This window comes from Promicromonospora sp. Populi (assembly GCF_041081105.1).
Classification (GTDB): Bacteria; Actinomycetota; Actinomycetes; order Actinomycetales; family Cellulomonadaceae; genus Promicromonospora.
Map to the genome: position 1 here is coordinate 447,376 of NZ_CP163528.1, position 13,897 is coordinate 461,272.

A 13,897-nucleotide genomic window follows, 5' to 3' on the forward strand; every position below is an offset into this window, starting at 1 on the left:
CGCCGCGAGATCGGTCGGTTGCACCGGCCCTCTCGCGACTTCGGTCGCTTGCCGTGAGATCGGTCAATTAACCGACCGATCTCACGGCAAGCGACCGAAGTCAGCAGGCTCCCACCCTCAGGGAACCAGCAGCACCTTGCCCGTCGTGGCCCGGGCCTCCAGCGCCGCGTGCGCCGCGCCGGCGTCGCGCAGCGGGAACGTGCTGCCGACCCGGACGTCCAGGTCGCCGGCCACGGCTGCCCCGAACACCTCCGACATGCGCCACTCGAGCTCGCCCCGCGTCGCCGTGTAGTGCCCGCTGGTCGGCCGCGTGAGGAACAGGGAGCCGGCCTTGTTGAGCCGCTGCGGGTCGAACGGCGGCACCTGGCCGGACGCGCCGCCGAACAGGACGAGCATCCCGCGCGTGCGCAACGACGCGAGGGACGCCTCGAACGTGGACCTGCCGACGCCGTCGTACACGACGTGCACGCCCTGGCCGTCGGTGAGCTTGCGCACCACTGCCGGCAGCTCGGCGGTGATGTCGTCCATCGCCGCGTAGTCGATGGTGTGTGCGGCGCCGGCCGCGCTGGAGAGCGCGGCCTTCTCCGGCGTCGAGACCGTGGTCAGGACCCGCCCGCCGTGCGCGACGGCGAGCTGGGTGGCCAGCAGCCCGACGCCGCCCGCGCCCGCGTGCAGCAGCACGTCGTGCCCGGGCTGCACCTCGAACGTGGACCGCACCAGATAGTGCGCGGTGATGCCCTGCAGTGGTAGAGCGGCGGCGGTGGTGAGGTCCAGGCCGTCCGGCACGTGCACGGCGCCCGCGGCGTCGACCGCCACCAGCTCCGCGTACGAGCCGGGCCCGTCGTGCCAGGCCACCCGGTCGCCGATCGCGAACCCGGTGACGTCGTCACCGAGCGCCTCCACGGTGCCCGCACCCTCGGCACCCACCACGTGGGGGTATGACATGGGGTACACGCCGGCTCGGCGATACGTGTCGATGAAGTTCACGCCCGCCGCCGCGACGCGGACCAGGAGCTGTCCGGGCCCCGGCGTCGGATCGGGGAGCTCGGTGTACTGCAGGATCTCGGGACCGCCCGCCTCGCGGGCTACGACTGCATGCATGGGCCGAGCCTATGCCGCGGGTAGGTTGTGCCGCGTGACCCGAACCATCCGCCCCTTCGTCGAGTCCGACTGGCCCGCCGTCTGGCCGATCATCGAGGCCGTGTGCCGCGCGGGGGAGACCTACACGTATCCCGTCGAGATCGACGAGGAGACCGCCCGCGCCTACTGGATCGAGCGGCCGCCCGGCGCCACGGTGGTGCTCCAGGATGACGGCGAGGTGCTCGGCACCGCCAAGATGGGCCCCAATCGCCCGGGCAACGGTGCTCATATCGGCACCGCTTCGTTCATGGTGTCCGACGCCGCCCGTGGGCGCGGGGTCGGGCGTGCGCTGGGCGAGCACGTGATCGCGTGGCACCGGGAGCAGGGTTTCCGGGGCATCCAGTTCAACGCTGTGGTCGAGTCCAACGTGGCGGCCGTGCACCTGTGGCAGGCGCTCGGGTTCGAGATCGTCGGTACGGTGCCCGGCGCGTTCCGCTCGCCCGAGCACGGGTACACGGGGCTGCACGTGATGTACCTGCCGCTCTCTGACTCCTGACCTGTCCGGGCGGCCATCTATCCGGTTGCCCCGTCGCTGCATAATTATGTATGCTGCGGAATATGTCCAGCAGCCAGCTCGTCCGAGTCGCCGTCGCCGGCGCGTCCGGTTATGCGGGCGGAGAGACCCTCCGTCTGCTGGCGGCCCATCCCTTCGTCGAGATCGGCACCGTCACCGCGCACAGCAACGCCGGGTCGAGCCTGGGCGAGGTCCAGCCGCACCTGCGTGGCCTGGCGAACCGCATCCTGGAGCCCACCACACCCGAAGCGCTGCGCGAGCACGACGTGGTGGTGCTCGCCCTGCCGCACGGAGCGTCGGGCAAGATGGCGGCCCAGCTGCCGGACGACGTCCTCGTCGTCGACCTCGGGGCCGACCACCGGCTGGAGTCGGCGAGCGACTGGGAGCAGTTCTACGGTTCCGCACACGCCGGGACCTGGCCCTACGGGCTGCCCGAGCTGATCCACGCCGAGGCGCCGGGGGCCGACGTCGCCACCGCCGCCCGCCAGCGTGACAAGCTGCCCGGCGCCCGTCGCATCGCCGTGCCCGGCTGCAACGTCACGGCGGTCACCCTGGGCCTGCAGCCGGGCGTGGCGGCCGGCGTCGTGGAGAGCGAAGACATCGTCGCCGTGCTGGCCAACGGGTACTCCGGCGCCGGCAAGGCGCTCAAGCCGCACCTCCTGGCGAGCGAGGCGCTGGGCGCAGCGCAGCCGTACGGGGTGGGCGGCACGCACCGGCACATCCCGGAGATCCTGCAGAACCTGCGGGCCGCCGGTGCCGCCCAGCCGGGCATCAGCTTCACGCCCACCCTCGTGCCGATGGCGCGCGGCATCCTCGCGACGGTGACCGCCCCGCTGGTCACGGGGGTAGACCCTGAGCAGGTCCGCGCCGCGTGGGAGGCCGCGTACGCCGACGAGCCGTTTGTTCACCTGCTCCCCGAGGGCCAGTGGCCCAGCACCGCGATGACGCTGGGCGCCAACACGGCGTGCGTGCAGGTCACGGTCGACGCCGCCGCCCGCCGGGTGGTCACGGTCACGGCCATCGACAACCTCGTCAAGGGGACCGCGGGCGCCGCGATCCAGTCCATGAACCTCGCCCTCGGCCTGCGGGAGACCGCCGGCCTCATCACCGAAGGAGTCGCACCATGACCGACGCCGCAGCGGGGGTCACCGCCGCTCAGGGGTTCCGCGCCGCAGGCGTCACGGCCGGCCTCAAGGCGTCCGGCACGCCGGACCTGGCCCTCGTCGTCAACGACGGCCCCGAGCACACGGCCGCCGCGGTGTTCACGAGCAACCGCGTGGTCGGTGCGCCGGTCATGTGGTCGCGGCAGGCGGTCAAGGACGGCGTGGCGCGCGCGGTGGTGCTCAACTCCGGGGGCGCCAACGTGTGCACCGGCCCGGGCGGGTTCCAGGACGCGCACTCCACCGCCGAGAAGGTCGCCGACGAGCTCGGGATCGGCGCCATCGACGTGCTCGTGGCGTCCACCGGCCTGATCGGCGTCCGCCTGGCCGCGGACAAGCTGCTGGCCGGTATCCCCGTCGCGGTCGGCACGCTCGCGGCCGACGCCGCGGCCGGCCAGGCCGCGGCCGCCGCGATCATGACCACCGACACCGTCTCCAAGACAGCGGTGCGCACCGTCGAGACGCCGTCGGGCAGCTTCACGATCGGCGGTATGGCCAAGGGCGCGGGCATGCTCGCCCCCGCCCTGGCGACGATGCTGTGCGTGGTGACCACCGACGCCGTCGTCCCCGCCGACGACGCGGACGCTGCCCTGCGCGCCGCCACGCGGGTCACGTTCGACCGCGTCGACTCCGACGGCGCCATGTCCACCTCGGACACCGTGGTGCTGATGGCCTCGGGCGCCTCCTGCGTCACGCCCGACCTGAAGACGCTCACCGAGGCGGTCACGGCGATCTGCGCGGACCTGGCCCGGCAGCTCGTCGCCGACGCCGAGGGCGCGTCCCACGACATCGCGATCACCGTCACGAACGCCACCACCGAGGACGCGGCGCTCGCCGTCGCGCGCGCCGTGAGCCGGTCCAACCTGGTCAAGTCCGCGGTGTTCGGCAACGACCCCAACTGGGGCCGCATCCTCTCCCAGGTCGGCACGGTGCCCGAGGACGTCGCGCCGTTCGACCCCGCCGAGCTCGACGTGAGCGTCAACGGGGTCATGGTCTGCAAGGCGGGCGGCGCCCACGAGCCGCCCGAGAAGGTGGACATGGCCGCCGCGCGCGACGTCACGTTCACCATCGACCTGCACGCGGGGGACGCCGAGATCACGCTCTGGACCAACGACCTGACGCACGACTACGTCCACGAGAACAGCGCGTACAGCTCATGAGCAGCGACATCGTCAACGGGCTGCGCCCCGACCAGAAGGCCGAGGTCCTCATCGAGGCCCTGCCCTGGCTGCAGGAGTTCTCCGGCGCGCTCGTCGTGATCAAGTACGGCGGCAACGCCATGATCGACGCCGGGCTCAAGGCCGCGTTCGCGCAGGACATGGTGTTCCTGCGGCAGGTCGGGCTGCGCCCCGTCGTCGTGCACGGCGGCGGACCGCAGATCAACACCATGCTGGACCGCCTCGGCATCGCCACGGAGTTCAAGGGCGGCCTGCGCGTCACCACACCGGAGGCGATGGAGGTGGTGCGCATGGTCCTGACCGGGCAGGTCAGCCGGGAGCTGGTCGGCCTGATCAACGCGCACGGCCCGGTCGCCGTCGGCCTCTCGGGGGAGGACGGCGGCCTGCTGGGCGCCGAACGCCGCCACGCCATCGTGCAGGGCGAGCCCGTCGACGTCGGCCTCGTGGGCGACGTCGTCCAGGTGGACCCGAGGGCCGTGGAGGACCTGCTGCAGGCCGGCCGCATCCCCGTGGTGTCCACGATCGCGCCCGACAAGGACGACCCGACCCAGGTGCTGAACGTCAACGCGGACACTGCCGCCTCGGCGCTCGCGGTGGCGCTGGGCGCCAAGAAGCTCATCGTCCTGACCGACGTCGAGGGGTTGTACACCCGCTGGCCCGACCGGGACTCGCTGGTGCAGCGGATCACGGCGCCGGAGCTGGCCGAGCTCCTGCCGAGCCTGGAGTCCGGGATGGTGCCGAAGATGGAGGCGTGCCTGCGCGCGGTCGAGGGCGGCGTGCCTGCCGCGACGGTCATCGACGGTCGGCAGCCGCACAGCGCGCTGCTGGAGGTCTTCACCACGCAGGGCAACGGGACGATGGTCGTCCCGGCGCCGGTCACGACGACGCAGGCGACGACAAAGGAAGGTGTGACCGCATGAGCACGGTGATCCCGGCCGAGGACACTTCGGCCCTGGCCGCCAGCGGGTCCGTCGCCGCGTGGACGCAGCGGTACACGGGCGCCGTGATGGACACGTTCGGCCCGCCGCAGCGCGTGCTGGTGCGCGGCGAGGGCGCTTACGTGTGGGATGCCGACGGCAAGCGTTACCTCGACCTGCTCGGCGGCATCGCCGTGAACTCGCTGGGCCACGCCCACCCGACGCTCACGGCGGCGATCAGCGCCCAGCTCGGCACGCTCGGGCACGTCTCGAACTTCTTCGGCACACCCGCCCAGATCGCCCTGGCCGAGACGCTGCTGCGCGCGGCGGAGGCCCCGGCCGGCTCGCGCGTGTTCCTGACCAACTCGGGCACGGAGGCGGTCGAGGCGGCGTTCAAGATGACGCGCCGGGTGTCGTCGTCGTCCGGGGTGGGCACCCGCACCCGGGTGCTTGCCCTCGAAGGAGGGTTCCACGGGCGGTCGATGGGCGCCCTCGCGCTGACCGCGAAGGCCGCCTACCGCGAGCCGTTCGAGCCGCTCCCGGGCGGTGTCGAGCACCTGCCCTTCGGCGACCTCGCGGCCCTGGAGGCCGCGTTCACCCCCCAGTCCGTCGCCGAGCACGGCGAGGTCGCAGCCCTGGTGGTCGAGCCCGTGCAGGGCGAGGGCGGCGTGCGGCCCCTGCCGCCGGGCTACCTCGCAGCCGCCCGCCGCATCACCAAGGCGCACGGCGCCCTGCTCGTCCTGGACGAGGTCCAGACCGGCATGGGTCGGTGCGGCACCTGGTTCGCCTACCAGCAGCCGGAGATCGGCGGCGGCATAGTGCCCGACGTCGTCCTGGTCGCCAAGGGCCTCGGCGGCGGCTTCCCCGTGGGCGGCGTGATCGCCTACGGCGAGGCGGCGCACCTGCTGGGCCGCGGGCAGCACGGCAGCACGTTCGGCGGCAACCCCGTCGCGGCCGCGGCGGCGCTCGCGACGATCGGCGTGATCGAGCGCGACGGCCTGCTGGCGAACGTCCGCGAGGTCGGGGCGCTGCTGCGCCAGGAGATCGAGATGAGCGGCAGCCCGCTCGTCAAGGAGGTCCGCGGGCGGGGGCTGCTGCTCGCCGTCGTGCTGAACGAGCCGGTGGCGCCGCAGGTGGCCACCGTCGCTCTGGAGGCGGGACTCATCGTGAACGCCGTGGCGCCCGACGCGATCCGGCTCGCCCCGCCCCTGATCCTGACCCCGGAGCAGGCGAAGGACGCGGCCCGCTTCTTCGCGTCCCTCTCGCTGCGCGACGGCGCCGTCGAGACGAAGGAGGACCACGCATGACCCGCCACTTCCTGCGCGACGACGACCTGACGCCGGCCGAGCAGAAGGCCGTCCTGGAGCTCGGCCTCGCCCTGCGGGCCGACCGGTTCGCCAGGCGCCCGCTGGATGGCCCGCGCGCGGTCGCATTCATCACGGACAAGCCGACGCTGCGCACCCAGGTGTCGTTCGCGACCGGCATCGCGGAGCTCGGCGGGTTCCCGCTGCTGGTGGACGGCAACCTCGCCGGGATCGGCGTGCGCGAGTCCATCGCGGACACCACACGCGTGCTCGACCGGCAGGTCAGCGCCATCGTGTGGCGCACGTTCGGGCAGGAGCGCATCAACGAGATGGCGGCCGTCTCGCGGGTGCCGGTGATCAACGCGCTGACCGATCAGTTCCACCCGTGCCAGATCCTCGCGGACCTGCTCACTATTGCGCAGCACCGCGGGCTCGACTCCCTGCCGGGCACCACGTTCGCCTACGTGGGTGACGCCGCGAACAACATGGCCAGCTCGTACCTGCTGGGCGGCGCCACGGCGGGTCTGCACGTGCGGGTAGCGGGTCCCGAGGGATTCCTGCCCGACGACGCCGTGGTCGCCCGGGCGCGCGACATCGCCGCGACCACCGGCGGCTCGGTGACCGTGACGACGTCGGCCGAGGACGCCGTCGCCGGGGCCGACGTCGTGGCCACCGACACCTGGGTGTCGATGGGCGACGAGGCGCAGGCCGATGAGCGGGCCAAGCCGTTCTGGGACTACCAGCTGAACACGGAGCTGCTCGCGGGCGCCGCCCCGGACGTCCTGGTGCTGCACTGCCTGCCGGCCTACCGCGGCAAGGAGATCACCGCTGAGGTCATCGACGGCCCGCGGTCCGTGGTCTGGGACGAGGCCGAGAACCGCCTGCACGCGCAGAAGGCGCTGCTGGCCTGGCTGCTGGAGCAGAGCTGATGGTCACCAAGCAGAGCGCGACGACCGCGACGACGAAGGCCGCGCGGCACGCGCGGATCACGCAGATCGTGAGCCGGAACGCCATCCACTCGCAGGCGGAGCTCGCCGACGCCCTGGCGGCCGACGGCGTGAGCGTCACGCAGGGCACGCTCTCGCGGGACCTGATCGAGCTGCAGGCCGAGAAGGTGCGCGGTTCGGACGGCACGCTCGTCTACGCCGTGCCGGGCGAGGGCGGCGACCGCACCGCCCAGTCCGACGCCGGCGAGGAGTACCTGGCCGCACGGCTGACCCGGCTCGCCAAGGAGCTGCTGGTATCGGCCGAGTCGTCGGGCAACCTCGTGGTGCTCCGCACCCCGCCCGGCGCGGCGAACCTGCTGGCCTCGGCGATCGACCACTCGGTATTTCCCGGGATGCTCGGCACCATCGCGGGGGACGACACGATCCTCGTCATCGCCCGGGACGCCGACGGCGCCGGGCTGGCCGCACGCTTCCTCGCGCTCAGCGCCTGAAAACACACAAGAATTGCACCCGAAAACCTCCACCGGAAAGAGATCGTCAATCATGACTGAACGCGTCGTGCTCGCCTACTCGGGCGGCCTGGACACCTCCGTCGCCATCGGCTGGATCGCCGAGGCCACCGGGGCCGAGGTGGTCGCCGTGGCCGTCGACGTCGGCCAGGGTGGCGAGGACATGAACGTCATCCGCCAGCGCGCGCTCGACTGCGGCGCCGTCGAGGCATACATCGCCGACGCGCGCGACGAGTTCGCGGGCGAGTACTGCATGCCTGCGCTCCGGGCCAACGGCATGTACCTCGACCGCTACCCGCTGGTCTCCGCCATCTCGCGCCCCGTCATCGTCAAGCACCTGGTGCGCGCGGCCCGCCAGTTCGGCGCCTCCACCGTGGCGCACGGCTGCACCGGCAAGGGCAACGACCAGGTCCGGTTCGAGGTGGCCACCACCTCGCTCGCCCCCGACCTGAAGTCGATAGCGCCCGTGCGTGACCTCGCCCTGACCCGCGAGAAGGCCATCGACTACGCGGAGCGCAACAAGCTCCCGATCGCGACCACGAAGAACAACCCGTTCTCGATCGACCAGAACGTGTGGGGTCGCGCCGTGGAGACGGGCTTCCTCGAGGACATCTGGAACGAGCCCACCAAGGACGTCTACTCCTACACGGACGACCCGACGTTCCCGCCGGTGGCGGACGAGGTGATCATCACGTTCGAGCAGGGTGTCCCCGTGGCGATCGACGGCACCGCCGTCACGCCGCTGCAGGCCATCCAGGAGATGAACCGCCGCGCCGGCGCGCAGGGCATCGGCCGCATCGACATCGTCGAGGACCGCCTGGTGGGCATCAAGTCCCGCGAGATCTACGAGGCGCCCGGCGCGATCGCGCTGATCACCGCGCACCAGGAGCTGGAGAACGTCACCCTGGAGCGCGAGCAGGCGCGGTTCAAGCGCCAGGTCGAGCAGCGCTGGAGCGAGCTGGTCTACGACGGCATGTGGTTCTCGCCCCTGAAGAAGTCGCTGGACGTCTTCATCGACGACACCCAGAAGTACGTCTCCGGCGAGATCCGCATGGTGATGCACGGCGGCCGCGCGACGGTGACCGGGCGCCGCTCGGAGCAGTCGCTGTACGACTTCAACCTCGCCACCTACGACGAGGGCGACGCGTTCGACCAGTCCATGGCGCGTGGCTTCATCGAGATCTACGGCCTGACGGCCAAGCTCGCCGCGGCGCGCGACGAGAAGTTCGGCAACGGCGTGGACCTGGGGGTCGGGGCACTGTGACGGAACACGACGGCGCGGGCAACGACGTCGAGCAGGCCGGGTCCGGCACGCTCGGGGCTCGCACCGGCGAAAAGGTCGCTCTCTGGGGCGGTCGCTTCGCCGGTGGCCCCGCGCCGGAGCTCGCCGCGCTCTCGCAGTCGACGCACTTCGACTGGCGGCTGGCGCCCTACGACATCGCCGGCTCGAAGGCGCACGCCCGCGTCCTGGCGGGCGCGAGCCTGCTCACCGAGCCGGAGCTCGCCCGGATGATCGACGCGCTGGACATGCTGGAGCAGGACGTCGCCTCCGGCGCCTTCCTCCCGGTGCTCGACGACGAGGACGTGCACACCGCCCTCGAACGCGGCCTGCTGGAGCGTGCCGGGGAGGAGCTGGGCGGCAAGCTCCGCGCCGGCCGGTCCCGCAACGACCAGATCGCCACGCTGGTGCGGCTCTACCTGCGCGACCAGGCCCGCACCATCGCCGCGCAGCTCCTGGACCTCGTGGACGAGCTGATCACCCAGGCGGTCGCGGCGGGCGACGCCCCCATGCCTGGGCGCACGCACCTGCAGCACGCCCAGCCGGTGCTGCTGGCGCACCACCTGCTGGCGCACGCCTGGCCGATGCTGCGCGACGTCGACCGATTCCTCGACTGGGACGTGCGCGCCTCGAAGTCGCCCTACGGCTCCGGCGCGCTCGCGGGCTCGTCCCTCGGCCTGGACCCGGCGGCCGTGGCCGCGGACCTGGGCCTGGAGGGCGGCCCGGTCGAGAACTCGATCGACGGCACGGCGTCGCGTGACGTGGCGGCGGAGTTCGCGTTCGTCGCGGCGATGATCGCGGTGGACCTGTCGCGGATCGCGGAGGAGGTCATCCTCTGGAACACCAAGGAGTTCGGGTTCGTCCGGCTGGACGACGCGTACTCCACGGGCTCCTCGATCATGCCGCAGAAGAAGAACCCGGACATCGCCGAGCTTGCCCGCGGCAAGGCCGGCCGCGTGATCGGCGACCTCACCGGCCTGCTCACCACGCTCAAGGGCCTGCCGCTCGCGTACAACCGCGACCTGCAGGAGGACAAGGAGCCGGTGTTCGACCAGGTGGCGACGCTCACGACGGTGCTGCCCGCGTTCTCGGGCATGGTGCGCACCATGGTCTTCGACACCGCCCGGATGGCCGAGCTCGCCCCGCAGGGCTTCTCGCTGGCCACCGACATCGCCGAATGGCTCGTGAAGCAGGGTGTCCCGTTCCGGGTGGCGCACGAGGTAGCGGGCTCCTGCGTGCAGGAGTGCGAGGCGCGCGGCATCGAGCTCTGGGACCTGTCCGACGAGGACCTTGCCAAGATCTCGGAGCACCTCACACCCGAGGTGCGCGGCGTGCTGTCGGTTGAGGGCTCCCTGGCCTCGCGCGACGCCGTGGGCGGCACCGCCCCGGCCCGCGTCCGGGAGCAGATCGAGCTGGCAAAGGAACGCTCGACGGAATACCGGTTCTGGGCCCAGCCGTAGTCCTGATCGTGTAGCCAGCGATTGTGCCCGGAACCCACGTGGGTTCCGGGCACAATCACTGGGTACACCAATCTGTGAGGAGTGGGGATGACCGTCGCGCCCGGAGTTCTTGGTGGCCTGCTGGACCGGATCCGGTCCGCCGACGCGCGCCTAGTCTGCGTCGACGGACCTGCCGGTTCCGGCAAGACGACGCTCGCCGCCCAGCTCGGCGACGCCCTGGAGGCCCCGGTGGTCCACATGGACGACCTCTACGAGGGCTGGATCGCCGGTCCCGACGGCGGTGCCGCGAACCTGCGCCGCTGGGTCCTGGACCCGCTGGCCGCGGGGGAGCAGGTCCGGTACCGCCGGTACGACTGGGTCGACGGGGCGTGGGCGGAGTGGCATGACGTCCCGCCGTCGGCCCACCTCGTGGTGGAGGGCTGCGGCGCGGCCGCACGCCAGGTGGACGCTTTTGGCGCGTTCCGCATCTGGGTCGAGGCGGACGACGCCGAGCGGCTGCGCCGCGGCCTGGCGCGCGACGGTGCGGACGCGCGCGAGCACTGGCAACGCTGGATGGCGGACGAGGCGCAGCACTTCGCCAGGGAGCAGACCCGGGAGCGCGCCGACGTGCGGCTGGACGGCCTGGGTAACGTCATCGAGTGATCCCGACGCGTGACTGGTTCCTGCGCCCGGTCGTCGACGTCGCTCGCGACCTGCTCGGCGCCACCCTGACCCGGCGCACACCCGACGGTCCGGTGGCGCTGCGCCTCACCGAGGTAGAGGCGTACGACGGCTCGAACGACCCCGGCTCCCACGCCTTCCGCGGCCCGAACCGCCGGAACGCCACGATGTTCGGCGAGCCGGGGCACCTGTACGTTTACCGGCACCTTGGGCTGCACCACTGCGCCAACGTGGTCTGCGGGCCGGAGGGAACGGCGACGGGGATCCTGCTGCGGGCCGGTGAGATAACGGGTCCCGGGCCCGACGGCGTCAACCTCGCCCGGAGCCGACGCCTCGCCTCCGGCGTGGCGCGCACGGACCGGGACCTGGCCCGCGGCCCGGCCCGCCTCACGGTGGCACTCGGCCTGGACCTGTCCGACGACGGCGCCGACGTCACCGACCCCGAGGGCGCGGTGTCCCTGGAGGTGCGCACAACGCCGTCGGGCACGGTGCTGACCGGACCCCGCGTAGGCGTGAGCGGCGACGGCGGCCGCGCCGACCTGTATCCCTGGCGCTTCTGGCTCGCCGACGAGCCGACGGTCTCGCCCTACCGCGCGGCCCCGCCCCGCCGGTGACCTAGTACTCCTATGCCTAGGGCTGCTAGGGTTCAGATCCCTAGCAGTACTAGGCATAGGAGCGCAGGTGCACATCGACAAGGATCTGGTCGCGGCGTCGGCCACACCGCTCGTCCTCGGCATCCTGGCCGACGGCGAGTCGTACGGGTACGCGATCCTCAAACGCGTCAACGAGCTTTCCGGCGGGCGCATGCAGTGGACCGATGGAATGCTCTACCCCTTGCTCCACCGGCTCGAACGGCTCGGATACGTCCGTGCGACGTGGGGCACGTCCGACGTCGGACGGCGCCGCAAGCACTATGCGATCACCGCCGACGGCCGGGAGGCGCTCGCCGAGCGGCGACAGCAGTGGGTTGTTGTGTCGGAGGCGCTCAAGCAGGTGTGGGAGGACGTCCGGCCTGGTCCGGCTGTTATCGAGGGGTGGGCGTGATGAGCGAGCAGACAGCCGCAGGCGGGACCGGCCGCGCGGCCGAGCACACCGCGCTGGAGGAGCAGTTCGACCAGTGGCGGGGCTACGTCCAGCGACGGCGCGCGATCTCGGCGGCCGACGTCGACGAGATGGAGGACCACCTCCGCGGCCAGGTCAACGACCTGACCGCGAGCGGGCTCGACGACGACGAGGCGTTCCTCGTCGCGGTCAAGCGCATGGGCAACCTCGACGAGGTGTCGCGTGAGTTCGCCCGCGAGCACTCCGAACGGCTCTGGAAGCAGCTCGTGCTGGTCCCGGAGGAGCCCGGCGAGGGCGGACGCTGGCGTGAGCTAGGCGTCGTCCTGGCCCTCGCGATCACCGCCGGCATCTGGGTCAAGATCCTGCTCGACACCGCGGGGGACAACGAGCTGGTGCTCGTGCGCAACGGGGTCTTCGCCGTCCTGCCGTTCCTCGCGGGCTACTTCGTGTGGAAGCGCCGCGTCCCGTGGCGGATCGCGGCGACCCTGCTGGCCATCACCGCGGCGCTCGCGCTGGTGGTGAACCTCTACCCGTTCGAGTCGGGGCCCTTCGACGAACCCGGCATGACCATGTTCCTCGCCATCAGCCACACCCCGGTGGTGCTCTGGCTGCTCCTGGGGGTCGTGTACTCGGGCGGCGCATGGCGGTCGAGCGCACGGCGGATGGACTTCGTCCGGTTCACCGGCGAGCTACTGATCTACCTTGTGCTGATCATGCTCGGCGGCGGCCTGCTCATCGGCCTCACGTTCGGCTCGCTCGACCTGGTCGGCGTGGACTTCGAACCGTTCCTGGGCGACTGGCTCCTGCCGTTCGCGATACCGGGCGCGCTGCTGGTCGGTGCCTGGCTCGTCGAGGCCAAGAAGAACGTCGTCGAGAACATCGCGCCGGTGCTCACCCGCGTGTTCACGCCCTTGACGATCGTGATGCTGCTGGCCATCTTCGTCGCGCTGGTTGTCAACGGCCCGCTCACCTCGGTGGACCGGGACCTGCTGATCCTGATGGACGCGATCCTGGTGCTCGTCCTGTTCCTGCTCCTGTACTCCATCTCGGCCCGCGACCCGCTGGCCCCACCCGGAGTCTTCGACTGGATGCAGCTCGTGCTGCTCGGCGCGGCGCTAGCGGTCGACGCCGTGGCGTTGGTCGCGATGCTCACTCGCATCGCCGAGTTCGGGTTCACCGCGAACAAGGTCGCCGCGCTCGGCCTCAACCTTGTGCTTCTTGTGCACCTGGTCTGGGCTGCCTGGCTCGCCACCGGCTTTGTGCGCGGCCAGCGCTCGTTCGGCGCGATCGAGCGCTGGCAGACCCAGTACCTGCCGGTCTACGCCGCGTGGGCGGCGATAGTCGTGGTCGCGTTCGGCCCGATCTTCGGCTTCGTGTAGACGAGCCGCCCGTCGGGGCCGACGCCGCATCCCTGTCGGGGAACGGCTACGTCAGCGGGGTGTGTTGCGCAGCGTAGACATCGTCTACTCAGCGCAACACACCCCGCTCGCGTGATCTCTCCCCGGACCCGCCTTTTGCCCCGGGCCGGCACTCAGCGTGCTTCGGGGTACGTCTCCTTCAGCACACGCGCCAGATGGCGCACGATCTCCCGCGGGCCCGACTTCGCGGTGCGTTGTTCGACGTCGCTGTTGTAGTTCGTGTTGGTGTTCACGCCGTAGGTGAGCACCCGGCCGTCTGCGGTCCGGATGTTCTCGATGCCCGCCACCTCGATGCCGTGCCGCCGCGTGAACTCGAGATACTGGGCGACCACCGGGTCGTCGTAGCCCT

15 protein-coding genes are annotated in these 13,897 nt (G+C 71.7%); 13 read left to right on the forward strand and 2 right to left on the reverse strand.

Going from position 1 to position 13,897, the window contains the following annotated elements:
- Positions 1 to 117: 117 nt before the first annotated feature.
- Complete coding sequence (locus AB1046_RS01930) at positions 118 to 1,101, reverse strand: quinone oxidoreductase (protein ID WP_369372101.1); 984 nt, start codon at positions 1,099 to 1,101, stop codon at positions 118 to 120.
- 34 nt (positions 1,102 to 1,135) lie between these two features.
- Here AB1046_RS01930 and AB1046_RS01935 point away from each other — a divergent pair, with 34 nt between their 5' ends.
- The 13 genes from AB1046_RS01935 (at position 1,136) to AB1046_RS01995 (ending at position 13,509) form a co-directional block, all read left to right on the forward strand.
- The gene (locus AB1046_RS01935) at positions 1,136 to 1,636 is read left to right on the forward strand and encodes an N-acetyltransferase family protein (RefSeq protein WP_369372102.1); all 501 of its coding nucleotides are present in this window, start codon (positions 1,136 to 1,138) and stop codon (positions 1,634 to 1,636) included.
- 62 nt (positions 1,637 to 1,698) lie between these two features.
- Entirely contained in the window at positions 1,699 to 2,781 is a 1,083-nt protein-coding gene (gene argC, locus AB1046_RS01940) for an N-acetyl-gamma-glutamyl-phosphate reductase (protein WP_369372103.1), read from the forward strand.
- Positions 2,778 to 3,974, forward strand: a complete 1,197-nt coding sequence (argJ, locus tag AB1046_RS01945; RefSeq protein ID WP_369372104.1) for a bifunctional glutamate N-acetyltransferase/amino-acid acetyltransferase ArgJ — start codon at positions 2,778 to 2,780, stop codon at positions 3,972 to 3,974. The genes argC and argJ overlap by 4 nt, the downstream gene beginning before the upstream one ends.
- A complete protein-coding gene (gene argB / locus AB1046_RS01950; protein ID WP_369372105.1) occupies positions 3,971 to 4,912 on the forward strand; it encodes an acetylglutamate kinase in 942 nt (313 codons plus the stop codon). Before argJ ends, argB begins: the two co-directional genes overlap by 4 nt.
- A complete protein-coding gene (locus tag AB1046_RS01955) occupies positions 4,909 to 6,216 on the forward strand; it encodes an acetylornithine transaminase (protein ID WP_369372106.1) in 1,308 nt (435 codons plus the stop codon). Before argB ends, AB1046_RS01955 begins: the two co-directional genes overlap by 4 nt.
- Positions 6,213 to 7,142 carry an ornithine carbamoyltransferase gene (gene argF, locus AB1046_RS01960; RefSeq protein WP_369372107.1) on the forward strand — a complete coding sequence of 310 codons (930 nt, stop codon included), beginning with the start codon at positions 6,213 to 6,215 and terminating at the stop codon, positions 7,140 to 7,142. The genes AB1046_RS01955 and argF overlap by 4 nt, the downstream gene beginning before the upstream one ends.
- Complete coding sequence (locus AB1046_RS01965) at positions 7,142 to 7,651, forward strand: arginine repressor (RefSeq protein ID WP_369372108.1); 510 nt, start codon at positions 7,142 to 7,144, stop codon at positions 7,649 to 7,651. The genes argF and AB1046_RS01965 overlap by 1 nt, the downstream gene beginning before the upstream one ends.
- Positions 7,652 to 7,703: 52 nt before the next feature.
- Positions 7,704 to 8,933, forward strand: coding sequence for an argininosuccinate synthase (locus AB1046_RS01970; protein ID WP_369372109.1), 1,230 nt, complete (start codon positions 7,704 to 7,706; stop codon positions 8,931 to 8,933).
- Entirely contained in the window at positions 8,930 to 10,408 is a 1,479-nt protein-coding gene (argH, locus tag AB1046_RS01975; protein WP_369372110.1) for an argininosuccinate lyase, read from the forward strand. Before AB1046_RS01970 ends, argH begins: the two co-directional genes overlap by 4 nt.
- An 87-nt stretch (positions 10,409 to 10,495) precedes the next feature.
- The gene (locus tag AB1046_RS01980; protein ID WP_369372111.1) at positions 10,496 to 11,050 is read left to right on the forward strand and encodes a uridine kinase; all 555 of its coding nucleotides are present in this window, start codon (positions 10,496 to 10,498) and stop codon (positions 11,048 to 11,050) included.
- A complete protein-coding gene (locus AB1046_RS01985; protein ID WP_369372112.1) occupies positions 11,047 to 11,682 on the forward strand; it encodes a DNA-3-methyladenine glycosylase in 636 nt (211 codons plus the stop codon). Before AB1046_RS01980 ends, AB1046_RS01985 begins: the two co-directional genes overlap by 4 nt.
- Before the next feature lie 67 nt (positions 11,683 to 11,749).
- The gene (locus AB1046_RS01990) at positions 11,750 to 12,112 is read left to right on the forward strand and encodes a PadR family transcriptional regulator (protein ID WP_369372113.1); all 363 of its coding nucleotides are present in this window, start codon (positions 11,750 to 11,752) and stop codon (positions 12,110 to 12,112) included.
- Positions 12,112 to 13,509 (forward strand): permease prefix domain 1-containing protein, encoded by a 1,398-nt coding sequence (locus AB1046_RS01995; protein ID WP_369372114.1) that lies wholly within the window; start codon positions 12,112 to 12,114, stop codon positions 13,507 to 13,509. Before AB1046_RS01990 ends, AB1046_RS01995 begins: the two co-directional genes overlap by 1 nt.
- Positions 13,510 to 13,661: 152 nt before the next feature.
- On the opposite strand, the gene AB1046_RS02000 is transcribed toward AB1046_RS01995, so the two are convergent.
- Positions 13,662 to 13,880 (reverse strand): hypothetical protein, encoded by a 219-nt coding sequence (locus AB1046_RS02000; RefSeq protein WP_369372115.1) that lies wholly within the window; start codon positions 13,878 to 13,880, stop codon positions 13,662 to 13,664.
- Between the last annotated feature and the right edge of the window lie 17 nt (positions 13,881 to 13,897).